Below are 25,903 nucleotides of genomic sequence, written 5' to 3'. Positions count from 1 at the left end.
AAAAAAACTGATACTCCCAAGCTGCCCAATAGCCTGGAATTCGTGCCGCGCCCCGCCTGTCATGGCCTCATCAAATACCCCGCCAGCCCCTCCACCCGTTCAATCCACCGCAAAACACTCGGATACGCCCCCAGCTCCACACCGCCTTCCGGTGCCAGCACCACATACGGATAAACCGCACACTCGGCAATCGTAGGCCGCCCCATTGCCAGCCAGTCATGCTGTGCAAGGTGTTTGTCGAGCAGCCCCAACACAACAGACGATTTCTGCAGGGCCTCGGCCTTGTTCAGCGCAGCGCCGAATTTCTGCACCAGTCGCGCCGCGCAAAGGCTGTGCTGGATCTCGTTGCCAGCGAACGACTGCCATTGGGCGATTTCGGCCTGGCCTTGAGGGTGAGCGGGCCACCACGCCAGGCCGCCATATTCGCCAGCGAGGTAAATCAGAATGGCCTGCGAGTCGCGCAGGACGACCGGGCCATCTTGTAGAACAGGTAATTCGCCCAGAGGATTGAGGTCAGACAGTGGTGGCTTTTTATGCTCGCCGTTCAGAAAGTCCACCGCGACCACTTCAAGCTCGATATGGGCCAGGGCAGCGAACAGGCGGACTTTGTAGCAGTTGCCGGAGGCTTGCAGATCGTACAGTTTCATTGTGTGTCTCCATCGACGAGTTGATTGAATTCCAGAACGTTGCCATCGGGGTCGCGGATGAACAGTGCAATTCGTCGCGGGCCGATGGGGTGCGGCCCTTCAGTGACGACAATTCCCTGCGCGTCGAGCCAGCGCTCTAGCGCCTGCAAGTCATCGACGATAAACGCCGGGTGCGTCATGCCGGGTAGTTTCAGCGGGGCATCCAGCAACACGTTGTGAGCACGGGGCACGCGAACGCCATTGAAGATCAGGTTGATGCGCACGCCGTCCGGGCTGAGCATCTCGTTGGCTTCGTAACGTGGAAAACGCGCACTCTCGACAAAACCAAGCGCCTGATAGAAGGCCAGTGCGCGGTTTTGGTCGCTGACGCGAATACCGATGTGGTCGTATGCGAGAATCCGGGCGGGGTTGGGTTGCAGACTCATGAGGTTGAAACTCCGGTTGGAAGCAGTTTCGCAAGTGTCGGCCACGGCAGCGGTTTCACCTATGCTGCGGACCTGACAAGACCTATGCACTAATCGCACAAATCAGAAGGTGGCAATGGACAGGCTCAAGGCAATGGCCAATTTCGTGCGGATCGTCGACAGCGGCAGTCTGAGTTCGGCGGCGGATGTCACCGGGCAATCGGTTGCGTCGCTGGTCCGCTCGCTGGCCGCTCTGGAAAGTCATCTGGGCGTACGCCTGTTGAACCGCAGCACGCGGCGCATGGCTCTGACCGATGAGGGCGAGGAGTATTTGCGCTGGACCCGGCGCATGCTCACGGACTTCGATGATATGGAACAGCGCCTTGATGGCCGCGACGGAATCGTACGCGGCCTTCTTCGGGTGACGGCACCTGTCGAGTTCGGACAGCGTTATATCGCCCCGCTGGTGAACGCCTTTCTCTGCGAGCATCAGAACATTAACGTCGAGCTGAACCTCAATGACCAGATCGTGCCTCTGCTTGACGAGCGCCTTGATCTGGCGTTGCGCATCGGCCATCTCCCGGACTCGGCGATGGTCGCGCGCAGGATCGGGGCGACCCGGCTGGTGAGCTGCGCAAGCCCGGGCTACCTGCGCACCGCCCCGCTGCTGGACACCCCGAAATCCCTGCCTGAGCACGCGTGCATTACGCTGGCTTCGTACGGTCGGCAGTGGTACTTCCGGCATCAGGGCAAAGAGTTGATACAGGACATTACCCCCAGACTGGTCTGTAATCAGGTCCGCGCCGCCAGCCTGGCCTGCGTGCAGGGTCTGGGCGTGACCCGGCTGATGCATTATCAGGTTGCAGACGAACTGGCTGACGGTCGCCTGATCAGGGTACTCAACGACTTCGAAACGGCAGATCTGCCGATTCAACTGGTTTATCCGCACGCCTTGCAGCTCTCGCCACGGGTCAAGGCATTCGTCGAATGGGCAATTCCACAGCTGGAAAAATGCCTGCCTGATCCCTCTCTTCAAGACCGATAGCGCTGCCAAAAGCTCATCTGATGTACGGCACAGAGGCACCTGTGCTCGCAGTGGAAATGTGAAAATTTTGTTAACTATTTGTTCGCAGTGTCTTTTTCTGACAGAAACAACCTGCCACAATAATGCGAACAGTTATCAACATTATTATCATCCAGCCATGGACGGCTTCAGGGAGTGTCGGGTTCATGCCGGGCCAGCAATCGCAAAGCCGTTTTCTTTTTACCCCTGCCCTGCTGACAATGGGCATCTGGATCGCAACTTCTCACGCTGCCTACGGCGCTGAAACGCAAGCCACAGAAGCGTCATCGGCGACGACAATGGAGCTGGGCGCGACGCAAATCAGCAGCGACCAACTTGGCTCTACTACCGAAGACAGTCAGTCCTACACCACGGGCCCGATGCAGACAGCGACCAAATTGCCGCTGACCATCCGCGAAACCCCGCAGGCTGTGACCGTCGTCACTCGTCAGCGCATGGACGACCAGGCCATGACCAGCATCAACGACGTGGTGAAATACACCCCAGGTCTGTTTTTGGACCAGTCCAGCGGACCGGGTCGGCAAACCTATACCTCTCGCGGTTTCGGCATCGACAACATCATGTACGACGGCCTGCCCGCCTCATACTCGGGCTACACGGCAGGCGTTCAGCCCAACCTGGCCATGTTCGATCATGTCGAGGTGATCAGAGGCGCTACAGGCCTGGCGACAGGGTCTGGTAACCCTTCAGCGGCGATCAATATGGTGCGCAAACGTCCTACCGCCGTTCCACAAGTCACCCTCACCGGCACGGTCGGGAGCTGGGACGACTACCGCGGCGTATTCGATGCCTCCGGACCACTGAACGATAGCCGCACGGTACGCGGCCGAATAGTCGGTTCCTACCAGGATGCCAACAGTTTCCGCGACAAGGAAAAAAGCGATCACGGCGTTTTCTACGGGGTTGTCGAGGCCGATCTGAACGATGCCACGACCGCCACTCTGGGCTTGTCTCGTCAGGAAGATCAGACCAATTACTTCTGGGGCGGTCTGCCCCTCGGCACTGACGGCCATCACCTGAACCTGCCGCGTTCGACCTATTCCGGTTCGGATTGGGAAAACAAGAAAATCCGCATAGACACCGTGTTCGGTGAGCTGGAGCACCGTTTCGACAACGACTGGAAACTGCGCGTAGCAGGCTCGAGCTCGTCGCTGGACGGTCTGTTTTCAGGCACTTACCTGTCGCGCTACAACGGCCCGCTGGAAACGACGGCCTATCAGTCCAAGCCTGAGGAGCAGCAGACTGCGTTCGATGTCTACGCCAGCGGACCGGTCGAAGCGTTTGGGCGCACCCATGAAGTGGTGGTCGGGACCAGCAGGCGCGTGTACGACAAGACCAGCAAGGAGTACAGCCCTTATGACACAGGACTGCCGATTGGCGCGCCGAAGCCGGACTTCGTCCGCGATGGCAAGACGCACAGCATCGCCACTCAGGACGCGATTTACCTCACTACACGTCTGAGCCTGGCCGACCCGCTGACCCTGATCCTCGGCGGCCGTCTGGACTGGTACGACTACGACGATCGCTCTGGCGATGAAGACTACAAGGTCACCCGCAATCTGACCCGCTACGCGGGGCTGATCTACAAGCTGGATGAACACCATTCCCTGTATACCAGCTACACCGATGTCTTCCAGCCACAGAGCACGCAAAGCTTGTCTGGCAAGGTGCTAGACCCCGTAGTGGGCGAAAACTATGAAGTCGGCATCAAGGGCGAATATTTCAACGGCGCCCTCAATGCCAGCCTGGCAGTGTTCCGGATCGACCAGAAAAACCTCAAGACCGAGTCACCGACCCAAGCGGGCTGCGCGGTCCTGACCTGTTACGACGCAGCCGGTCTGGTACGCAGTCAGGGCATCGAGATGGAACTGCAAGGCGCGCTGACCGAGAACTGGCAAGTCGGCGCAGGCTACACCTATGCCCGCACCCACTACCTCAAGGACACCGATCCGGCGAACAAGAACCAGCAATTCAACACCGACACACCTGAGCACCTGTTCAAGGTATCGACCGTCTACCGCCTGCAAGGCGCACTGGAAAAGATGCGCGTCGGCGGCAACGTCTACTGGCAGAGCCGCATGTACAACGACATCGCGCTCACCGATGGAAGCTATCGCCTGGAACAAGGCAGCTATGCCGTCGCAGACTTGATGGCGGGGTATCAGGTGAGCAAGAACCTCGACTTGCAACTGAACGCAAACAACATCTTTGACCGCACCTACTACACGGCGATTGGCGCAAGCTCGGTATGGGGTTCCACCGACGTCTACGGCAACCCGCGCAGCTATGCGTTGACGGCCAAGTACAGCTTCTGAGCCTGAGCCACGCTGCTACCAGGCATGCTCGGTAGCAGCGTGGTTACGCCTCACATACCAAACGCCTTCGCCATACCGCCCACCCCTTTCGCCGTCAGCTTCAGTGCTCTGGAGTCCAGATGGCGGCTTACCCAGCCGCGCGTGAGCATCAGCTCCAGCAGCGCCGCCCCCAGAGCGCCACCAATGTGCGGGGCGCGTTCGCTCCAGTCCAGGCAGGCGTAGGCCAGACGTCTGCGTTGCTGACGTACTGCGTCTGCGTCGATGCCCAGCGCATTCAGTGATTCGACACCCCGCTCACTGATCACATAGTCCTTGCCCTGCTCATTTAACCAGCCGGCCTTCAGTAAGGCGTCGTGCAACTTGACGGCGACTTCACCGGCGCAGTGGTCGTAACAGGTTCGAGCCTGTCTCAAGGCCGAAGGCGTGTTGGGTTTGAAGGGCGCAGCGCTGTGCTGAGTCAGTAACAGCAAGGACTCCAGCGCTTGCGCCACCTGCGCATTGGCCAGTCGATAGTAACGATGCCGGCCCTGCACAAGCATTTCCACCAGCCCCTGCTCACGCAAACGCGCGAAATGCCCGCTGGCACTCGATGCGCCTATATCGGCCAGCGCCGCCAGCTCGGTCGCGGTTCGTGCGCGCCCGTCCAGTAGCGCGCAAAGCATTCGGGATCGTGCTGGGTCAGCAATGGCACCCGCCACTGCCGCCAGCGAGAGGTCTGCTGCTTCAACATCCATAGTTCAGCCATCCCTGAAGTGTTCTCGTAGGCGGTCATCATACTGCTGCCAAACCACTTGAAGGGATTCACCTATGCATCAATCAAGTTTTTTTGGCAGAAAAGTCGTCGCTGCCACGTTTCTGATGGCTGTGTTTGGCTGGGGCATAGGCTTTTACGGTCCGCCGATATTCATGTATGCCGTGATTCAGAGAACCGGCTGGTCGACCGCGTTGTGCTCGGCTGCGGTCACGGTACATTTTCTGGCAGGTACGTTGGTCGTGGTCAACCTGCCTGCGTTGTACAAAAGGTATGGCCTCCCGTGGATTACGGTTTCAGGGGCGGCAACCCTTGCTGTCGGTGTGTACGGCTGGTCGATCGCCAATCAGCCCTGGCAATTGTTCATCGCCACGGCGCTGAGCGGATTCGGTTGGGTAACCATGGGCGCGGCAGCGGTCAACGCTACCATCTCGCCATGGTTTGTCAGCAAGCGCCCTGGCGCATTGGCGATGGCCTATAACGGCGCAAGCATCGGCGGTGTAGTCTTTTCATCGGGCTGGGTGTACCTGATCGACCGGTTCGGGTTCAGCCTTGCTGCGGTCGTGGTGGGTGTGCTTTCAACAGGTGTGATCGCGCTCCTCGCTTTCGGTGTGTTCCGCTTCAGGCCTGAACATCTGGGTCAGCAGCCCGACGACATTCTCCAGATAACCACTGACCTGCCTCCATTCCAGGACACTGCGCCCTTAACGTTATGGAGTAACCGACCATTCCTCACGCTGGCGGCAGCCATGTCGCTCGGGCTGTTCGCACAGATTGGCCTGATCAGCCAATTATTCCTGCTGCTGATTGATCACGTCACACAGCAGACCGCAGGTATGGCCATGGGTGTCGCTACCTGCAGCGCTATCTTCGGCAGGTTTCTGTCCAGCAGGCTGTTAGCGCCAGGCACCTGTCGACGCCACGTCGCCTGCCTGAGTTACGCCTGCCAGTGCCTGGGCTGTGTGGTGCTGATGTTTATAGGCACAAGCCCTGCCCTGTTATGTGCCGGCATGATTCTTTTCGGTGTGGGTATCGGCAATGCGACATCACTGCCTCCGCTAATTGCCCAAGCGGAATTTCCCAGGCATCAGGTTGCGCGCGTGGTGACGTTGATCGTCGCCATCGCTCAAGGCTGCTACGCCTTTGCGCCAGCACTCTTCGGTGGTGTCCGGACTTTATTCAACGGGCCTGACAGCGACCTGATAGCGCTGGCACTTGCTGCCAGTATTCAGGCGGCAGCGATACTTGTCCTCCTCAGCACGCGGCCACATGGAAAACCGTAGCCAATGCCAAAAACAGAGTGAGCACTCTGCTTTTAAAAAAGAATATTAATTTCTATAAAATAGTAAAAAACACTAATTTATTGCCTTAAATATGAATTTTATGGGATTAAATCAAAGTTAAATGCGTATAGTTGATACCTGAATTTACATACCATCAAATATATAAAATTGCATTCGTGTATTTTACCGTTCAGCAATTTTCTGCTTGTCACGCACGTTTTGAAGAACCTGTCGGCCGCCCCGAGCTGCCGACTTGCCTGTCTGCCTGTTTCATATTTCTATTTGGAGACTCTCCCGATGGCCAGCCCCCTGCTGCCTGTTGTTGCCACTTTACTGATGTCCCTTGCCGCCCTGCCGGTGTCTGCCGCTGACAGGCAGAACCCGCTGCCATCCACGTCGAGCGAGCGCCGTGCAGAGGTCGACGCTCAGCGTGAGCAGATCACCGGTGCCGACGCTGCCGTACAGAAAACGCCCAATGGCGCGCAAACGGTGGTGGATGCGCCGATCGACACTGCTGACGCCCCTGCCGGCAATGAAGACCACTGAGTGACCCACTGACTGCAACCGATCAACCTATGAATGACGTAAGGAATAACTCCGTGCCCATGATCAAACAAGGCTTGGGCCTGAGCCTGTTGGCGCTCGGTATCGCCCAGGCAGGCAGCGTGTTCGCTGTGACGCCGATGACAGGCAATGAAGTCGAAGCGCGCGTAGGCGCAATGCTCGACAACATGACGCAATCGGAAAAAATCAATTTCTCGCGCGTTGACGACGGCCGGATGATTCCGAAGCTGGACAAGTTCAACCTTCAGGGTACGGTCGCCTACGATTCGGCAATGGGCGTGCTGGTTGGCGGCAAGACGTTCGGTGCGCAGTACCCTTCCCCGTCAGCACTCGCAGCCACCTGGAGCATCAACCGGGCCAAGGAATTCGGTCTGGCGATCGGCTACGAAACCCGGATAGCGGGCGGGCAGCAAATGCTCTCGCCAGCCATCAACCTCTACCGTACGCCTTTCAACGGGCGAGCGGCTGAGTACATGAGCGGCGAAGACCCGTTTCTCGGTGCCGTACTGGCGCCTGCGGTGACCAACGGCATTCAGGTGCAAGGCGTCCAGGCGGCCGCCAAGCACTACCTGATGAACGAGCAGGAAGCGAACCGTCATTATCTGGATGTGAAGATTGACGAGCGAGCGATGCAAGAGCTGTATCTGCCTGGCTTCGAGTCACTGGTCAAGAACGCCAATATCGCCTCGATCATGTGCGGCTACAACAAGATCAACGGCGAATATGCGTGTGAAAACCACCACCTCATCACCGACATCCTGAAAGGCCAATGGGGTTTTCAAGGTAACGTCATGAGCGATTTCAACTCGGTTCAGGACGCCTTCAAGGGTGCGTGGGCGGGTACCGATATCGACATGCCCAGCGGACTCCAGTTTACTGAAGCCAAACTGCTGCCTTATGTCTGGAATGGTCAACTGCATCAGAACGTGATTGATGACAAGGTGCGCAGAAACCTGAGAGCACTGGTCAGCTATGGTTTTGACAAGGGCATCAACAAGGCGCAGCCACTGGAGCATCGTGAGTACGGGCAACTGGCCGCATTGAACGTGGCCAGAGAGTCGATAGTTCTGCTGCGCAACCAGCCGGTAGACGGAAACAAGCCTCTGCTGCCACTGTCCAGAAACGCAAAGATAGCGGTCATTGGTGATCTGGCCATGCAGCCCCCGACCGCGCCGTTCGGTACGGCTTATTCGGCGCCCGCAAGCTATGTCACTGAACTGAGCGGGCTCAAGCAACTGGCGTCGAACACATCCAACGTGGAATACCTTTCACAGATGAGCCTGAACCCGAAGTCGTCGGTCTGGTATCAGCCCGCTAAAGACCAACAGGCCATCAGCAATACCGGTGTAAAAGCCGAGTATTACGCCAATACCTCGCTGTCCGGCGACCCGGTTGCAACCCGCGTCGAGCCAGGTGTCAATCTGGACTGGATTACCAACACCAACCAGACCGATAACGGCACCAGCACAGTCAACGGCTATACCCCGTCAGCAGGCTCGTTCTCGGCGCGTTTCACCGGCAAGATCAAACCGACGATCAGCGGCCCTCAGGTGTTCAAGGTACGGGCGGACGGTGCCTATAAACTCTGGATCAATGACGAGCTGGTGCTTGAGGATGAGGGCTCGCAAGTCTCGTTCGACCTGATTCCAGTGGTGCCGCGCACCGTCAAAACGGCCAGTCTCAAGGCTGGTACCGAGTACAACGTGCGCCTGGAATATCGCCGGCTTAAAGGCAACTTCACTCCGGTGCTGGGTGGCATGAACGGTGTGCAGATGAGCTGGGCATCGTTGCGTCCACCGAAGAACCTGGGAGATTACGACGCTGTCGTGGTAGCCGCCGGCAATAACTTCGAATACGAGGGTGAGTCGCTTGATCGGCCGTTCGAACTGCCGCAATTCCAGTCCGAGTTGATCAGCTTCATTCAGAAAGCCAACCCCAAAACCATCGTCGTACTGCACGGTGGCGGTGGTATGGATATGCAGCCCTGGGCTGACAAGGTAGCTGCGTCTCTGCACGCATGGTATCCGGGGCAACAGGGTGGTCAGGCACTGGCCGAAATTCTGTATGGCAAGGTCAACCCGTCGGGCAAGCTTCCGATCACCCTGGACAAGAAGGCGCAGGACAACCCCAGCCATGCTTCCTACTCGAACCCGGAGCCGTACTATTTCAGCAGCGCCAACCCTCCAGTTGAAATGACCTACAGCGAAGGCCTGTACCTGGGCTATCGCGGTTACGACAAGAAGCACACCAAACCGCTCTATCCATTCGGTTTCGGGCTTTCCTATACCACGTACGAGTACAGTGATCTGAAACTGTCGAGCAACGTATTGGCTCCGGGCGCGACCATTCAGGCCTCTTTCAAGGTCACCAATACTGGCGACAAGGCAGGTTTTGAAGTTGCTCAGCTTTATGTGCAGCCATCCAGGCCTCAGGTTGATCGCCCGGAGAAAGAGTTGAAGGGCTTTACCAAGGTTTACCTGAAGCCAGGCGAAAGCAAAACCGTCACGATTGCACTGGACTCGCGTTCTTTCGCTTATTACTCACCCGATTCGGTGAGCTGGAACGTCGACCCTGGCAAGTTCAAGGTCCTGGTGGGCAAGGACTCGGAAAACCTGGCACTCGACCGCACGGTAGTAGCGCTTTATCCGGAGCAACTGACCACACGAGATTCAAACCCCCTTCCAGTCCCCCTGCGCAAGGCAGTACAAGTCAAGGCAGAGCAGGCTTACTAAGCAACAGCCATTCTGAGTAGCGGTAATCGGTGGTCGATGCGACCACCGATTACTCTCATGCGATTGATCGTTGATCAGCGCCCTGCCAGTTCCTGCGCCAGTCGTTCGAGAAACCTGGCAAATGCGCTGTCTATCTGCACATCTGCTGGCGATCGAAGCCACTGAATCTGCATGCCATCCATCATCGCAACTATCTCAAGGCTGATTTGCCTGACATCAACGTCCTGGCGAATTTCACCTGCCTGAGCCAGCACATTCAGATTCGTCTGAAGATGACTGTGCACAATCTGGAAACGCTCACTGAACCAGCGGTGTGCAGGGTGCGTGACCGACAGACTTTCAGTGTTGATGATCATCAGCGCCTGGCTGACGGAGGCGTCTTCGATGCTGAAACTCATGACCTGCTTCAGAAAGGCCATGAACCCCTCCAGCGAAGCGACTTGCCCGGCGTCCTGCAACCTGGCAGCAACGTACTGATCCCTATGTTCAAGAACAGCTTGCAACAACACCAGTTTGGTCGGGAAATGATGCAGCAATCCGACCTGAGAGAGACCTGCAACCTTGGCAATGTTAGACAACGAGGCCCCCGCATAGCCATCCCGGGCGAAGATGGTCATGGCTGCCTGAATGATCTCTGCCTTGCGCACCTCCCCTTTGGGAAGACGTCGCTTCACCGCAGGCTGCTTGACTGTGGCGGGTGTATCAGAACTGTTTGAATTCACGGACATACGAAGGGCACTGTTCGCACAACGAAAGGATAAATCGTAGCATGCGACCGGAAGAAACCCGGAAAAAAGGCCTGAGCACCGATATTGACGCCCTTTAAAGAAACCCGCACGCATGCCGATGCATACCGAAGCCCGACTGTATGTCGATAGCCATAGAGAGACATACCCAAAGTACGGCACCTGGCACCCGGACGCTGAGGGGCACTGGCAAGCGTCGACCTCGACAGTGAGATTGCAGTACGAAAAGCAGCCACGGGCAGCTGCCCGACCATGCAGACAATTAACGTGTGAGCCGGAGGCGCTCTGAAATACCTGACAAGAGAAGAGCTGGAAGCACAGGTCGTGCACCTGCGCGCAGCACTTGAAGAAGCCGGTATCGACGCCGGGCCGGAAAACGGCGCAGCAGCAATGCCCAGCCGGGAGGCGCGCAAGCGTGCGGCTTTTGACAGCGCGCTGGACTTTGCCATGATCCTCACGGATCCAGACGGCATCATTACCGACTGGAATCCGGGTGCAGAACAGGTGTTAGGCTGGTCCGCTGCACAAATGGTCGGGCAGGATGCGGAGTGTTTCTTCACGCCGGAGGACCGCGCCTGCGGCCGGATCGAACATGAAATGCAACTCGCTCTGAGCGTCGGCCGAGCGTCGGACGAACGCTGGCACCTGCGCAAGGATGGTCAGCTGTTCTGGGCGTCTGGCGAAATGATGCCGCTGTATGACGAGGAAAATACTCACCTTGGCTTCGTCAAGATCCTGCGCGACCGCACCCGGGAGCATCTGGTGGCACGCGCAACCGAAGAAGCCCAGGAACGTTACCGGTTGGCCGCCAAGGCTACCAATGACGCAATATGGGATTGGGATTTTACCGCCAACCACGTGCTCTGGAATGACGCACTGGAACAGGCATACGGCCACCCCCTGGCGACACTGGACACCTCCGGTAACTGGTGGATAGCCCAGATCCATCCCGATGACCAGACACGCATTTACCACTCTATCCATGCATTGATTGACGGCAGCGGCACTGCCTGGACCGATGAATACCGTTTTCGCCGATTCGATGGTACTTATGCCAATGTTCTGGACCGTGGTCATGTGATACGCAACAACGAGGGCAAAGCCGTACGCATGATCGGCGCGATGCTCGACATGTCACAGATGCAACAGGCAGAAAACGCGCTGCGCCAGAGCGAAGAGCGCTCCAGAGCCATGCTGGAGACCATCGAAGCAGCGTTCGCCATCATTCAGGTCAAGTTCGATGCAAACGACAGCCCGGTAGACTACCGGTTCATCGAGGTCAATCCTGCCTTTGAACGTCAGGCCGGTGTCGATTTGCGTGGCAAGTGGGTGACCGAGTTTGCTCCAGACCTGGAGCGTTTCTGGTTTGAGGCTTATGGCCATGTCGCCAAAACCGGCGAACCTACCAATTTCGAGAATTACGCCAAGGCGTTCGAGCGCTGGTTTGAAGTCAGAGCGGTGCGTGTCGGTGAACCGGCTGATCGACAGATTGCAGTCATCTTCAGTGACGTGACGGAAAGACGCAACGCCGAGGAGCGATTGCGCATCAGCGAAGCCGTCGCACGCGCGAACGTCGACCGCGTTCAGCTCGCCCTCGCCGCGGGTGCGATTATCGGTACCTGGCATTGGGACTTGACGGCCGACCGCTTTACCGTCGACGAAGCCTTCGCCAAGGCGTTTGGTCTTGACCCCGCTCTGGGCTTCGATGGTTTGAGTCTGGAACAGGTCATTGCCACTGTTCATCCCGAAGACAAACAAGGCTTGATCGATGCGATCAACGCGGTCATCACCAGTGGGCGTGTTTATGCCCACCAGTATCGGGTCCGCCGTGCCGACGGCCTCTACTACTGGATCGAGGCGAACGGTCGTGTCGACCGTGCCGATGACGGCACTCCACTGAGCTTCCCGGGCGTGCTCATCAACGTCGATGAACGACGTGCTGTGGCGGTCGAGGGACCGGGCCACTGCAGCGCTGCGCTCGCTCAACGACACGCTTGAACAGCGCGTGGCAGCACGCACTGCGGAACTGATGCAGGCTGAAGAAAAGCTGCGTCAGTCACAGAAAATGGAAGCTGTGGGGCAACTGACTGGCGGTCTCGCCCATGATTTCAACAACCTGCTGGCGGGCATTTCCGGTGCTCTGGAATTGATGAACACCCGTATTGCACAGGGGCGCTGGAACGATGTAGACAAATACATCGTCACCGCACAGGGCGCTGCCAAGCGCGCCGCGGCCTTGACGCACAGACTTCTGGCCTTCTCCCGACGCCAGACACTGGACCCACAGCCAACCGACGTGAACAGGCTGATGAAAGGCATGACAGACCTTATCCAGCGCACGGTAGGCCCCAGCATCGTGGTCGAAACCATTGGCACCATAGGTCTATGGCCAACGCTGGTCGATGCAAGCCAGCTGGAGAACGCGCTGCTGAATCTGTGTATCAACGCCCGCGACGCGATGCCGGACGGCGGGCGCATCACGATAGAGGCCGACAACCAATGGATAGAAGGTGATGTGGCGCGGATGCACGATATGCCTGAGGGTCACTATCTGTCGCTGTGCGTGACCGACACCGGCACAGGCATGACGCCCGATGTCATCGCCAAGGCATTCGACCCCTTCTTCACCACCAAGCCCATTAGTCAGGGCACCGGTCTTGGTCTGTCGATGATTTACGGGTTCGCCAATCAGTCCGGCGGTCGGGTGCGCATTCAGTCGCAGGTGGGCAAAGGAACCTCGATATCCCTGTATCTGCCACGTTACGACGGTACAGCGACCAGAGACGAGAGCGATGTGCACCAGGCGCCGTTTGAGTTTACCCAGTCTGGGGAGACCATTCTGATCGTGGACGACGAACCGACGGTACGCATGCTGCTCACCGACGCGCTCGGGGATCTGGGTTATACCCTGATCGAGGCGGCCGACAGCCTGGCCGGCCTCAAACTGCTGCGCTCGGACGTGCATATCGATCTGCTCATCACCGACGTGGGCTTGCCCGGTGGCATGAACGGGCGACAGATGGCCGACGCGGGACGCGAAGTACGTCCGCATCTGAAAACCCTGTTCATCACCGGTTATGCAGAAAACGCTGCCATTGGTGACGAGCAGCTCGGGCCAGGCATGCGGGTACTGACCAAGCCGTTTGCGATTGATGCTCTGGCTGCCCGAGTCCAGGAATTGATGAGCGCCTGATGCAACCGGCTCGTTGCGATCCTGCTTCGGGCCTTCGACATTGAGCGCTGCGCGAACCCGGTGCTAACATGCGCGACCGCCATGCAGGCAAGGGAATAACCGGGTCATGAGCAGTATCCGCGAGCGCAACAAAGAACTCATCCTGCGCGCTGCCAGCGAAGAATTCGCCGACAAGGGCTTCGCCGCCAGCAAGACCAGCGATATCGCGGCCAAGGCCGGTGTCCCCAAGCCCAACGTCTATTACTACTTCAAATCCAAGGAAAACCTCTATCGCGAGGTGCTGGAAAGCATCATCGAGCCCATCCTGCAAGCTTCGACGCCGTTCAATCCTCAAGGTGTACCGGTCGACGTACTGAGCAGCTACATCCGTTCGAAGATCCAGATTTCCCGTGACCTGCCCTTTGCCTCAAAAGTGTTCGCCAGCGAGATCATGCACGGCGCCCCGCACCTTACGTCAGAGCAGATCGAACAGCTCAATGGGCAGGCGCGGCACAATATCGAATGCATTCAAGCCTGGATCGACAGCGGGCAGATCGCCCCGCTCGATCCCCATCACCTGATGTTCACCATCTGGGCCGCGACCCAGACCTATGCAGATTTCGACTGGCAGATCGCAACCGTCACCGGCAAGGCGAAACTGGAGGACGCTGATTACGAGGCCGCGACCCGGACCATTCTCAGGCTGGTGCTCAAGGGTTGCGAGCCGGACCGCTGAACCCCACCCCGCTTTGCTGCAGACGCAAAAAACCCGCCGAAGCGGGTGGTTTTGCAACATGACCATTCCGACATCCTGTCAGTAGCCTCCTGGCAATGGTCGATCTTCCCTGATCGCTGCGGCGTTCCTTCGCTGCAGCTGTTGAATTGGATCCTACATTCTCTGAGGGTCCGTCGATAGAGCCAATCGCGTCTGTTGCTGTAAGCCTTTCGCTATACCGATGTAGGTCTGTAAAAAAATATGACTGTCATCTCATGTTTGGTCATGATGCGCCGAGAAGCTTAAAAGGCTCTGCATCGCGCGTTGCGCGGCTCGGTTTCCATAAAAAGAAAAAATAATGCACGGGATGATAATCATGAGTATGCGCAGTTTTTCCATCAGCCGCCGTCTGTGGCTGATCCTTGTGGTTTCAGTGCTGATGCTTTTTGTTTTGTCGGCGACCCTGCTCAGACAGATCCATAACGATCTGTATCAGGCCAAGGCCGAAAAAACCATGCATGTGGTCCAGACCGCCAGCGGCATACTCACCTACTACCAAGGGCTTGAAGCCGCGGGCAGCATGACGCGCGAAGCCGCGCAACAACAGGCCCTGAAAGAGATAAAGGGCTTGCGTTACAGCCAGAGCGACTACTTCTGGATCAACGACCTGCGCCCGGTGATGATCATGCACCCCACCAACCCCAAACTTGAAGGCCAGGACATATCGACCATCAAGGACCCGGACGGCTTTGCGGTGTTCAACGAAATGGTCACGCTGGTCAAAGCCCAGGGTGCCGGGATGGTGAATTACCGCTGGCCCAAGCCCGGCGCCAGCGAGCCGGTGAAAAAAACTTCTTACGTGCAGCTTTTTCAGCCCTGGGGCTGGATTCTGGGGTCGGGCGTATACGTCGATGACGTAGCGGCAGAGTTCAAGGCACAGCTATGGAACGCCGGCATCTTCATCGCAGGCATCGTGCTGGTCATGGTCCTGCTACTGGTCATGATTGTGCGCAGTATCGTGCGACCGCTGAGAGCGGCGGTCGGTGCAATGGCCAGCATCGCCAGTGGCGAAAGTGACCTGCCCCGTACGCTGGAAACCCACGGCAAGGATGAAATCACCGAGCTGGGCGTTCACTTCAACGCCTTTGTCGCCAAGCTGCGCAATGTCGTCGGCCAGTTGCAGAATTCGGCAGTAGCGCTGGGCCAGGCCTCAACGGATCTGGGCAGCAATGCCGGGCAGGCGCAGAAACGCAGCGAGCAGCAGTCCCAACAAATGGACCTGGTTGCCACCGCGATCAACGAAGTGACCTATGGCGTACAAGACGTGGCCAAGAACGCCGAGCAGGCCGCCAACGAAATGCGTGATGCCGAGTCACAGGCGCAGCAGGGTCAGGTCAACATCGATAACAGCCTGCGCCAGATCGAACACCTGTCCACCACCATCGGCCAAGCCGTTGAAGTGATGCAGAGTCTGGCCAGCGAGAGCACGCAGATCGGCAGCGTACTGGAAGTCATCAGTTCGATTGCCGAGCAGACCAACCTGCTGGCGCTGAACGCCGCCATCGAAGCGGCACGCGCAGGTGAACAGGGTCGTGGCTTTGCCGTAGTGGCTGACGAAGTACGTCTGCTGGCCCAGCGCACCCAGAAGTCGACTGCAGAAATCCAGGCCATGATCGAACGCCTGCAAAAGCATTCCGACGCGGCGGTCAAGGTAATCGGCGACAGCAGCCGTTCCTCGCAACTGACTATCGAGCAGGCCAACCAGGCAGGCCAGAGCCTGACGTCCATCAGTCAGGCGCTACGCAACCTCAATAGCCTGAACACCTCCATTGCCAGCGCTACTCTGCAACAGACGCATGTGGTGGACGACATCAACCAGAACGTGACCCAGGCCGCGCAACTGTCCCAAAGCACTGCACTCGCCGCTGAACAATCGACTTCGGCCAGCCTGCACCTGCGCGACTTGAGTGAAGAACTGAACGGGCTGCTGAAGCAGTTCCGGGTTTAAATCTGCATTGCGATGGGGTGCACGGAACCTAGTGCGCCTCTTGTTGCCTGACACCTGCTTAATCAACCGCTCATTTAGCTGCTTATTTATTGCAGGGGGTCACATGCGCACACTGGAATTGGCAGGCAGAACTGTGCCAGTGCTGGGTCAGGGCACCTGGCACATGGGTGAAAAAGGGCACCTGCGCTCGGCAGAAATTGCTGGCCTTTGCATGGGTATCGAACAGGGCCTGACCCTGATCGACACCGCCGAGATGTACGCCGACAGCGCTGCCGAAGAGATCGTCGGGCAAGCCATCGCCGGGCAACGCGACAAGGTATTCGTGGTCAGCAAGGTCTACCCGCACAATGCCAGCCGCAGCGGTATCCCGGCCGCGTGCGAAGCAAGCCTGCGAAGGATGAACACCGACTACATCGACCTTTATCTGTTGCACTGGCCGGGCCAGTACCCACTGACCGAAACCGTCGAAGCCTTCGAACGCTTGCAGGAAGCGGGTAAAATCGGCGCCTGGGGTGTTTCCAACTTTGATGTCCCGGACATGATCGAACTGAACAACCAGCGTTGCGCGACCAATCAGGTGCTGTACAACCCGGAACAACGCGGCATCGAGTTCGACCTCATGCTGTGGAGCGCAGACCGCCACTTACCGATGATGGCGTACTGCCCGATTGGCCAGGCCGGCGATCTGCTTTACCACCCTGCCCTGCACGAAATCGCCAAACGCCATGACGCAACACCGGCGCAGATTTCCCTGGCGTGGGTGCTGCGTCAGGACAACATGATCGCCATTCCCAAGGCGACCAACCCCGAGCATATCCGTCTGAATATCGCTGCCGAGCAGATTCGCCTCACCGAGCGCGACCTGGCCGACATTGATCTGGCCTGGCCAGCGCCGACTCGCAAAGTACCGCTGGCAACGGTCTGACCGGTGTCGATGCAGTAGCAGCTGTCGATTGACTGAACGGCCGCCAATGCGGCCGTCTCTTCATGTGACAGATGACACACCCGGCAACAAGCTGTCACAAATATGAAATAACGCCTTGTCATCATGCGGACTTCGCCTCCCTGCCCGGGCCAGGCCGCACGTGGACAGCCATGAACCACAGTATCGCGCACCATCATCAGGACTCCGACCTTTTCGGTCTGCTCTACGGCTTCCGTTTTCGCCACGCTGAAAGTGGCCAGGAAATCGGCTCGGCCGCCGCGCTGGATTACCTGCAAAATCCTCCCGAAGAGAACGACTTCATCTGGCTGCACCTGAACCTGTCGCACGCAGCCTGCGAGCGCTGGATGAAAACCCATCTGGACCTTCCAGAAGAGTTTTTCGAGGCCCTGCACGAGGGTTCGCGTTCCACCCGAATCGAGCACGTCGACGCCACGTTGCTGGCAGTAGTCAACGATGTGGTGTTCGATTTCAACAGGCTCTCGACCGACATCTCGACCTTGTGGGTCTGCGCTCGACAGCGCTTGCTGATCACCGCCCGGCTGCAGCCACTGCGTTCGGTAGACAAGTTGCGCTCGGCGGTCAAACGCGGCGAACAGTTCGATTCACCGCTGGAACTGCTCGCTCACCTGCTGAGCGATCAGGGCGAAGTGCTGACCCAGTTTCTGCGCAAGACCAGCGTCAACGTCGACCGCATTGAGGACCAGTTGCTTTCACAGCGACTGAGCAACAATCGCTCCGAACTCGGTGCCATGCGCCGTGTGCTGGTGCGACTGCAGCGTCTGCTGGCGCTGGAACCGGGCTCTTTGATGCGCCTGTTGCACAAGCCTCCGCAATGGCTGCGCGAGCAGGATGTCCAGGCGCTGCGCCAGTCCATTGAAGAGTCCTCGCTGGTGATCAACGACCTCACGGCACTGGGCGAGCGCATCAAACTGTTGCAGGAAGAGATTGCCGCCAACCTTAATGAACAGAGCAGCAGAACCCTGTTTACCCTGACCGTGGTAACAGTTCTGGCATTGCCGATCAACATTGTCGCGGGCTTTTTCGGCATGAACGTGGGGGGTGTACCACTGGCGTCCGACCCTGAAGGCTTCTGGATTCTGGTGGCACTGGTCGCGACGTTTACGCTGGTCGCGGGACGCTGGGCATTTCGCAAACGTGTCGATTATTGACCCGGCCTGCCGGTTGTCAGAAATCTGGCGCAAAAGGCCACTGATTACTCGCATGTCGCATCTCTGTCACATTTTGCAATGACCATGTCAATATTCTTTCAATCAGGATTGCGAACATGGCTATAAACGCACTTTCTCCCGATGCGACGGGCCGGGCGGGCCTGTCGGCAACTCACTTCGGGCGCAAACCGGGTCGACTGACCATGGTCATTTTCTTCGCGATACTCATCGCCGGCCTGCTATTTACTGGCTACAGCCTCAAGCAGGATGTCGATGACATGGGCACGGTGGTTACCACCTGGACCCCGTTCGTGCTGCTGGGCGTGGCGTTGCTGATTGCACTGGGGTTTGAGTTCGTCAACGGTTTCCATGACACCGCCAACGCAGTCGCCACCGTGATCTATACCCATTCCCTGCCACCCGGCTTTGCGGTGGTCTGGTCGGGGTTCTTCAACTTTCTCGGCGTGATGCTCTCCAGCGGTGCAGTAGCGTTCGGCATCATCGCACTGCTGCCGGTGGAGCTGATTCTGCAAACCGGCTCATCGGCAGGCTTCGCCATGATCTTCGCCCTGCTGATCGCGGCGATCATCTGGAACCTGGGCACCTGGTGGCTGGGCTTGCCAGCGTCCTCGTCGCATACGCTGATCGGCTCGATCATCGGTGTCGGCATCGCCAACGCCTTGATGCACGGACGGGACGGGACCAGCGGCGTGGACTGGTCTCAGGCAACCAAAATAGGCTACTCGCTGCTGCTGTCTCCATTGGTGGGTTTCGGCTGTGCCGCCTTGCTATTGCTGGCCATGCGCATGTTCATCAAGAACCGCGCGCTGTACAAGGCACCAGAAGGCAATGCACCGCCACCGCTGTGGATTAGCGCCATGCTGATCGTGACCTGCACCGGCGTATCATTTGCTCATGGCTCCAACGACGGGCAGAAAGGCATGGGGCTGATCATGCTGATTCTGGTCGGTACGCTGCCGATGGCCTATGCGCTCAACCGCACTATGCCGGCCGATCAGGCCACTCAGTTCGGCGCGGTGGCAGAGGTCACCCAACAGGCACTGATGCGCAGTGTTCCCCTGCCTGCCCCGGCTGACTCGCGCCAGACCCTGTCGGATTATCTGGTCAGCAAACAGGCAGGTCCCGACCTGATCCCTGCGCTGGCGGTCATGACCGGCAAGATCGGCAATCAGGTCGCCAGCTACGGCTCGCTCTCGAAGGTGCCTGCGGAAGCGGTGACCAACGTTCGAAACGACATGTACCTGACCTCGGAAACCATCCGGGTGATGGATAAGAACAAGGTAGGCAATTTCGACGCCGATACGCAGACCAAGCTCGATGCGTTCAAAGGGCAGATCGACAGCGCGACGCGTTTTATTCCGACCTGGGTCAAGATTGTGGTCGCTATCGCCTTGGGGCTGGGCACGATGGTCGGCTGGAAACGCATCGTCGTGACGGTAGGTGAGCGCATAGGCAAGACGCACATGACCTACGCACAAGGCGCGTCGGCAGAAGTCGTGGCGATGTTCACCATCGGCGCGGCGGACATGTACGGGCTGCCAGTATCAACCACCCACGTGCTGTCATCCGGGGTAGCGGGGTCGATGGTCGCCAACGGTTCAGGCCTGCAAATGCGCACCTTACGCAACCTGGCCACCGCCTGGGTGTTGACCCTGCCGGCTGCCATCCTGCTTTCGGGTTCGCTGTACTGGGTGTTCAGCAAACTGTTTTGAGGTCTTCAGCGAGCGGTGCCTGCTGCCATCAAGTCTTGATGCAGGTCGCAAAGAGGACGCGGAGCGTCCAGAAATGCATGCGACGCGGAGCGCCGCACGATAGTTGCGATGATCGTTCCGCAAGCTCCAGCGTAGGAATGCAGGTCTCGACGCGGAGCGCCGCACGATAGTTGCGATGATCGTTCCTCACGCTCCAGCGTGGGAATGCAGGTCGCGACGCTCTGCGTCGCACGATAGGGGTGGCGAGATTATCGTGCCTCGGGACCCGATGGTTCATCACCCTCTACGCTGGTATCGATACTCACCACCACCGACATGCCCGGCCGTAAATGCTCGAGCATTGGCTGATCGGCATCGACCACGATGCGCACCGGGATGCGCTGGGAAATCTTCACAAAGTTGCCGGTCGCGTTATCGGCAGGCAGCAGGCTGAATTCAGAACCTGCGGCAGGCGAAATTCGTTGTACGTGGCCGTGCATCTCGTGACCGTCGAGCGCATCGACGGTAAAGCTTACCGGCTGGCCAAGGCGCACATGGGCCATCTGGGTTTCTTTCATGTTGGCAACGATCCAGCGCTGCTCGGGTACCAGCGCCATCAATTGTGCACCCGAGTTGACGTAGGCACCCAGGCGCACGCCGATCTGCCCCAACTGCCCGTCACGCGGGGCGACAATGCGGGTGTTGTCCAGGTCGATGCGCGCCAGTTCGATGGCCGCCTGAGCATTGGCCACTGAAGCTTCCAGTGAGCCACGGTTGACGATCACCGTTTGCAGATCCTCGCGGGCGATCTGCAATACCGCCCTGGCTTCAGCGACCGCGGCATTTGCCTGCGCATCGGCAGCACGGGTCACATCAAGCTCGCTTTTCGATACCGAGCCATCGGTCACCAGTGCCTGATTGCGGCGCAGATCGGCAGCACTCTTGCGGCTCTGGGCGATGCTGTTCTGCAGTTCAGCCTGGCGCTGGCCGATGGTCGCTTCGGCACTGCGTCGCTGTTGCAGGTTATTAGCCAGCGAGGCTTTCTGTACCGCCAGTTGCGCAATGGCCTGATCCAGGCGCTGGCGATAAATACGATCATCCAGACGCACCAGCAAGTCGCCGGCCTTGACGAACTGGAAGTCCTGAACCGGCACTTCGTAAACATACCCGCTCAACTGCGGCCCGATCAGCGTGGTCTGGCCCTTTACCTGGGCGTTCTCGGTGCTCTCGATCGGACTTGCGAACGGTGGCAGTTGCCAGGCGTATAGCACAACCAGCACCCCGACCAGCGCGACGGCAGCGAAAATCACCGAAGACACGACTCGCTTGCGGGTCGAGCGCGGCTTGCTGGTCACCGGCGACGTCAACGGTGCAGGTGGCGGCGCGCTGCGGGTTGCTTCTGTATCTGAGGTCGTGGATTCGTTCATGAAGATTTAACGCCGGAATTGGATACGGAAGGCGAAGCGGCAGGTGCTACAGGTGCCAACGCCAAAGGTTGAGTGGTCATTTTCAGCCACAGGACCCGGGCTGAAATCCAGATCATGGTCAGTACGGCAATCAGGGCGATCAGCATGAACACATCGTTGTAGGCCAGCACATTGGCTTCTCGGGTCGCAGCCGTAGCCATCGCGCGCATGCCTTGAGTGTTGCGCAGCGACGGGTCGGCAATAACCGAACTGTAACTGGCGCTGTAGCTCTGCAATCGCGCCTGAACCAGCGGGTCGATAAGGGTCAAGTGCTCAACGATGTGACTGGAGTGAAACTTCTCGCGCACGATCTGAAAAGTGCCCAGTGCAGCAGACCCGATCAGGCCGCCAATGTTTTGTGTGATCCCGAACAACACCGAAAAACTCACCATGTTGCGCGGGTTGGCCAGTACACCACTGATCCCCAGCACCAGCGTCGGACCGAGAAAAAACGTACCGCCGAATGCCAGCAGGAATTGACTGAGGTACATGTTCGACTGACGGGTCAGATTGGTCGAATGACTGTCCATCCAGGCACCGACTGCCATCATCGCCAGAGAAATCAGCAATGGCTTGATCAGGTGCGCAGGGTTGATGGTCAGCGCACTGACCGCCAACCCGGCCACACTGCCCAGCAACATCACCATGTACAGCGTGTGCAGTTGCTGACTGCCCATGTTCAGCGCCTGAAGAAAGCCTACGGCACCCACTGACTGCTCGGACAGCACCACGCGAAACAGGATAACGGCCAGCCCTAGACGCAGAATCGCCCCGCTGCCTAGCCAGCGCGTGATCAGCAACGGATTGCTTCGGTTATGCTCGATGGCCAGTCCGGCGCAGATCAGCACAATGGAGGCCGCCGACGCCAGACCTATCCACTGCGCTTCCAGCCACCATTCAATGCGCCCCAGCGAGAGAACGGCACAGAGCAGCGCAAAACCACCAGCCAACAGGCCGAAGGTCAGGAAATCCAGCTTTTCGAACGCCTTGAAACAATCACCCGGTGGCAGCTTGAGCAGCAGTACGCAACCCAGCGAGAGTAGCGCCATACCCAGTTCAAACAGGTACAAACCGCGCCATTGGGCGATCTGCAACAAGTCTTCTGACACCAGCCGGGCCAGCGGCGTCGCCAGCTGGGCGGTGCCAAGCCCGAGCACCAGCGCCTTGAGCCGCCATTTCTGCGGAAACGCCTGAATCATGTAATACAGCCCAAGGGTACTGAGTGCAGCGCCAACCATGCCGTGCGCCGCACGCACGGCGATGGCTGAATCAATATCGTTGACGAACAGGTGCGCCAGCGTCACCAGTGCATAAAGCACTAGAAACAGTTCGGTGAACGCGCGCAAACCGAACTGCTGACGAAACTTCACCAGCAGCAGGTTCATCGACACATTGGTCATGATGTACGCAGCCGGCAGCCAAGCGATGTCCTGCGACGTAGCACCCAGAGCACCCTGCAAATAGGGCAGGTTGGCAACCACCAGCGCGTTGCCTAGTCCGCCAGTCAGCGCGACGATCACCCCCACCAGCGCAAATGCCCAGCGCCGCGCATCGGAATGCAAAGGCGTCGAAGGCGAGCCGGGCATGGTTGGACGCTCATGGGCGGCCCACTCGCGCGGGGCATATTTATCAGTCATAGAGAACGGTCATGGAGACTTTCATGGGTGCACCCGAGGAATTCCCTTTTGTGACACTAATGACAGTCATAATACTCATCAGCCAGGCAATGATTCACCCCGGTCAGCCCGGCGCATTAAACTCAGTCTCGCCGCAAACGCTCTAAATAGTGGCTTTGTAAAACTTCAGGCTATGCTTAAACGCAGTTTTGCTTTGCACATTTGCGCTGCTAGGATCTTCTGCGACGCTCCAACAAGACTCGAACAAAGAAGAAAGCGCAACCGAACAAGGAGTTCAGAATGAGTTCACAGGTTTCATCGGCCCGCCCGGTTCGGCAACCCTCCAGCCGGGATTCGATCGTTGTCGAGGTGCGTAACCACATGGGTCACCTGACCCTCAATCGCCCGGAAGGCCTGAACGCAATCGATCTGGATATGGTCCGCACACTTCGCCAGCAGCTTGACCTCTGGGCTGACGACCCGTCTGTTCATGCAGTGGTTCTGCGCGGCGCAGGTAGCAAAGCATTCTGCGCTGGCGGCGATATCCGTTCACTGTACGAAAGCCATCAGAACGGCCAGGACCTGCACTACACATTCTTTGCCGAAGAGTATGAGCTGGACCTGACCATTCACCGTTACCGCAAACCGATACTGGCCCTGATGGACGGTCTGGTGCTGGGCGGCGGCATGGGCCTTGTCCAGGGCGCTGACCTGCGCGTGGTAACCGAACGCAGCCGGCTAGGCATGCCGGAAGTCGCCATTGGCTACTTTCCGGATGTCGGTGGCAGTTATTTCCTGTCGCGTCTTCCAGGCGAGCTGGGCACCTGGCTGGGCGTGACCGGGTCCCAGATCGGCGCTGCCGATGCCTTGTACTGCGGGCTTGCCAACTGGTCGATGAACAGCGAAATGCTGACGCGCCTCGACCACATGCTCGACCACCTGAAATGGAAATCGACGCCGCTCAAGGACCTGCAGGGTGCCCTCGCCAAGCTGGCGACCCAGCGCCTGCCCTACCCGCCTCTGGAAACCCTGCGCCCGGCGATTGATCATTTTTTCGGCTTGCCGGATATCCCCAGCATACTCGAGCAGTTGCAAGAGGTGGTCATCGGCGACACCCGTGAGTGGGCGCTGGATACCGTCGACCGCATGAAGCGTCACTCGCCGCTGGCGATGGCCGTGACCCTGGAAATGCTCCGTCGTGGCCGTCACTTGCCACTACAGGACTGCTTTGCCATGGAACTGCACCTGGACCGCCAATGGTTCGAGCGCGGCGACCTGATTGAGGGCATACGCGCCCTGATAATCGATAAAGACAAGAAGCCGCAATGGAAACACGCAAGCGCGCAGGACGTCAGCAGCGCGCATGTGCAGGGTTTCTTCAGCGGTGTGGAGAATTAAGTCGTGCACGACCTTGAATTGACCGAAGAACAGGTAATGATTCGCGACATGGCGCGCGACTTTGCCCGCAACGAAATCGCCCCGCACGCCCAGGCTTGGGAAAAGGCTGGCTGGATCGATGATGCGCTGGTCGCCAAACTTGGCGAGCTGGGCCTTTTAGGCATGGTGGTGCCGGAGCAATGGGGCGGCACTTACATCGACTACGTCGCCTATGCGCTGGCGGTTGAAGAGATCTCCGCTGCCGACGCAGCTACCGGCACGCTGATGAGCGTACACAGCTCAGTTGGCTGCGGGCCAGTGCTCAATTACGGGACTGATGAGCAGAAACACACTTGGCTGGAAAAGCTCGCCACCGGTCGGGCTATAGGCTGCTTTTGCCTGACCGAACCGCATGCGGGCTCCGAAGCACATAACCTGCGCACTCGTGCCGAGTTGCAAGGTGATGAGTGGGTCATCAATGGTGCCAAACAGTTCGTCAGCAACGGCAAACGCGCACAACTGGCCATTGTGTTTGCCGTGACCGACCCGCAGCTTGGTAAAAAGGGCCTGTCAGCGTTTCTGGTACCCACCGAAAACCCGGGGTTCGTGGTCGACCGCAGCGAACACAAGATGGGCATCAGGGCGTCCGACACCTGCGCTGTCACCTTGAACAACTGCCGAATCCCGGCGGCCAACCTGCTGGGCGAGCGCGGCAAGGGGCTGTCCATTGCCCTCTCCAATCTGGAAGGTGGCCGTATCGGCATCGCGGCGCAGGCCCTGGGCATCGCCCGCGCCGCGTTTGAGGCCGCGCTGGCCTATGCGCGTGAACGCGTGCAGTTCGACAAGCCGATCATCGAGCACCAGAGCATCGCCAACCTGTTGGCCGATATGCACACCCGCATCAATGCCTCGCGGCTGTTGATTCTGCATGCCGCGCGCCTGCGCAGCGCCGGGCAGCCCTGCCTGACCGAAGCCTCGCAAGCCAAGCTGTTCGCTTCGGAAATGGCCGAGTGGGTGTGTTCCAAAGCAATCCAGATTCATGGCGGCTACGGCTACCTGGAAGACTACCCTGTCGAAAGGTACTACCGCGACGCGCGCATCACCCAGATCTACGAAGGCTCCAGTGAGATCCAGCGTCTGCTGATTGCCCGCGAACTGCGTCACTACCTGGTCTGATAAACGCGACTGCCCCGGCG

At 58.5% G+C, this 25,903-nt stretch carries 18 protein-coding genes and 1 pseudogene; 13 read left to right on the top strand and 6 right to left on the bottom strand.

Features of this window, described 5'->3' with window-relative positions; all coding sequences use genetic code 11:
• Positions 1-59: 59 nt before the first annotated feature.
• Both ALO64_RS23470 and ALO64_RS23465 read right to left on the bottom strand, forming a co-directional pair.
• The gene (locus ALO64_RS23470; RefSeq protein WP_044344503.1) at positions 60-647 is read right to left on the bottom strand and encodes a glutathione S-transferase family protein; all 588 of its coding nucleotides are present in this window, start codon (positions 645-647) and stop codon (positions 60-62) included.
• Positions 644-1,072, bottom strand: a complete 429-nt coding sequence (locus ALO64_RS23465; RefSeq protein ID WP_005731427.1) for a VOC family protein — start codon at positions 1,070-1,072, stop codon at positions 644-646. The genes ALO64_RS23470 and ALO64_RS23465 overlap by 4 nt, the downstream gene beginning before the upstream one ends.
• A 115-nt stretch (positions 1,073-1,187) precedes the next feature.
• On the opposite strand from ALO64_RS23465, the gene ALO64_RS23460 reads away from it, so the two are divergent.
• Positions 1,188-2,096, top strand: coding sequence for a LysR family transcriptional regulator (locus ALO64_RS23460; RefSeq protein WP_044344504.1), 909 nt, complete (start codon positions 1,188-1,190; stop codon positions 2,094-2,096).
• 185 nt (positions 2,097-2,281) lie between these two features.
• Positions 2,282-4,450 carry a TonB-dependent siderophore receptor gene (locus ALO64_RS23455; RefSeq protein ID WP_044344505.1) on the top strand — a complete coding sequence of 723 codons (2,169 nt, stop codon included), beginning with the start codon at positions 2,282-2,284 and terminating at the stop codon, positions 4,448-4,450.
• Between the two features lie 50 nt (positions 4,451-4,500).
• Here ALO64_RS23455 and ALO64_RS23450 read toward each other — a convergent pair whose 3' ends face one another.
• Positions 4,501-5,184 carry an ArsR/SmtB family transcription factor gene (locus tag ALO64_RS23450; RefSeq protein WP_044344506.1) on the bottom strand — a complete coding sequence of 228 codons (684 nt, stop codon included), beginning with the start codon at positions 5,182-5,184 and terminating at the stop codon, positions 4,501-4,503.
• A gap of 73 nt (positions 5,185-5,257) precedes the next feature.
• Here ALO64_RS23450 and ALO64_RS23445 point away from each other — a divergent pair, with 73 nt between their 5' ends.
• The 3 genes from ALO64_RS23445 (at position 5,258) to ALO64_RS23435 (ending at position 9,780) form a co-directional block, all read left to right on the top strand.
• The gene (locus ALO64_RS23445) at positions 5,258-6,484 is read left to right on the top strand and encodes an MFS transporter (protein WP_044344507.1); all 1,227 of its coding nucleotides are present in this window, start codon (positions 5,258-5,260) and stop codon (positions 6,482-6,484) included.
• 297 nt (positions 6,485-6,781) lie between these two features.
• Positions 6,782-7,030, top strand: a complete 249-nt coding sequence (locus ALO64_RS23440; protein ID WP_002552767.1) for a hypothetical protein — start codon at positions 6,782-6,784, stop codon at positions 7,028-7,030.
• A gap of 59 nt (positions 7,031-7,089) precedes the next feature.
• Positions 7,090-9,780 carry a beta-glucosidase gene (locus tag ALO64_RS23435; protein WP_044344508.1) on the top strand — a complete coding sequence of 897 codons (2,691 nt, stop codon included), beginning with the start codon at positions 7,090-7,092 and terminating at the stop codon, positions 9,778-9,780.
• Positions 9,781-9,854: 74 nt separating this feature from the next.
• On the opposite strand, the gene ALO64_RS23430 is transcribed toward ALO64_RS23435, so the two are convergent.
• On the bottom strand, positions 9,855-10,508 hold the full coding sequence (locus ALO64_RS23430) for a TetR/AcrR family transcriptional regulator (RefSeq protein WP_044344509.1): 654 nt from the start codon (positions 10,506-10,508) through the stop codon (positions 9,855-9,857).
• 342 nt (positions 10,509-10,850) lie between these two features.
• On the opposite strand from ALO64_RS23430, the pseudogene ALO64_RS23425 reads away from it, so the two are divergent.
• From ALO64_RS23425 to ALO64_RS23400, 6 genes and pseudogenes are all read left to right on the top strand, one after another.
• Positions 10,851-13,719 (top strand): annotated as a pseudogene (locus tag ALO64_RS23425) (PAS domain-containing protein).
• Positions 13,720-13,825: 106 nt separating this feature from the next.
• Positions 13,826-14,434, top strand: coding sequence for a TetR/AcrR family transcriptional regulator (locus ALO64_RS23420; protein ID WP_044344511.1), 609 nt, complete (start codon positions 13,826-13,828; stop codon positions 14,432-14,434).
• A gap of 355 nt (positions 14,435-14,789) precedes the next feature.
• Positions 14,790-16,421: a methyl-accepting chemotaxis protein gene (locus ALO64_RS23415; RefSeq protein ID WP_082303429.1), complete on the top strand. Its 1,632-nt coding sequence runs from the start codon at positions 14,790-14,792 to the stop codon at positions 16,419-16,421.
• Between the two features lie 103 nt (positions 16,422-16,524).
• Positions 16,525-17,346, top strand: coding sequence for an aldo/keto reductase (locus tag ALO64_RS23410; RefSeq protein WP_044344512.1), 822 nt, complete (start codon positions 16,525-16,527; stop codon positions 17,344-17,346).
• Between the two features lie 170 nt (positions 17,347-17,516).
• Positions 17,517-18,536 carry a transporter gene (locus ALO64_RS23405; RefSeq protein WP_044344514.1) on the top strand — a complete coding sequence of 340 codons (1,020 nt, stop codon included), beginning with the start codon at positions 17,517-17,519 and terminating at the stop codon, positions 18,534-18,536.
• A 116-nt stretch (positions 18,537-18,652) separates the two neighbouring features.
• Positions 18,653-20,269, top strand: a complete 1,617-nt coding sequence (locus ALO64_RS23400; RefSeq protein WP_044344515.1) for an inorganic phosphate transporter — start codon at positions 18,653-18,655, stop codon at positions 20,267-20,269.
• A 248-nt stretch (positions 20,270-20,517) separates the two neighbouring features.
• On the opposite strand, the gene ALO64_RS23395 is transcribed toward ALO64_RS23400, so the two are convergent.
• Both ALO64_RS23395 and ALO64_RS23390 read right to left on the bottom strand, forming a co-directional pair.
• A complete protein-coding gene (locus tag ALO64_RS23395) occupies positions 20,518-21,675 on the bottom strand; it encodes an HlyD family secretion protein (protein WP_005733139.1) in 1,158 nt (385 codons plus the stop codon).
• Positions 21,672-23,351, bottom strand: coding sequence for an MFS transporter (locus ALO64_RS23390; RefSeq protein WP_044344516.1), 1,680 nt, complete (start codon positions 23,349-23,351; stop codon positions 21,672-21,674). The genes ALO64_RS23395 and ALO64_RS23390 overlap by 4 nt, the downstream gene beginning before the upstream one ends.
• Positions 23,352-23,630: 279 nt before the next feature.
• Between ALO64_RS23390 and ALO64_RS23385 the strand changes: the two genes are divergently transcribed.
• Both ALO64_RS23385 and ALO64_RS23380 read left to right on the top strand, forming a co-directional pair.
• Entirely contained in the window at positions 23,631-24,728 is a 1,098-nt protein-coding gene (locus ALO64_RS23385; protein ID WP_044344518.1) for an enoyl-CoA hydratase/isomerase family protein, read from the top strand.
• A gap of 3 nt (positions 24,729-24,731) precedes the next feature.
• Positions 24,732-25,883 carry an acyl-CoA dehydrogenase family protein gene (locus tag ALO64_RS23380; RefSeq protein ID WP_005733141.1) on the top strand — a complete coding sequence of 384 codons (1,152 nt, stop codon included), beginning with the start codon at positions 24,732-24,734 and terminating at the stop codon, positions 25,881-25,883.
• Positions 25,884-25,903: the final 20 nt, after the last annotated feature.

This window comes from Pseudomonas meliae, assembly GCF_001400515.1.
In the GTDB taxonomy this organism is placed as follows: Bacteria; Pseudomonadota; Gammaproteobacteria; order Pseudomonadales; family Pseudomonadaceae; genus Aquipseudomonas; species Aquipseudomonas amygdali.
This window is presented reverse-complemented; position numbering and strand designations above follow the sequence as displayed.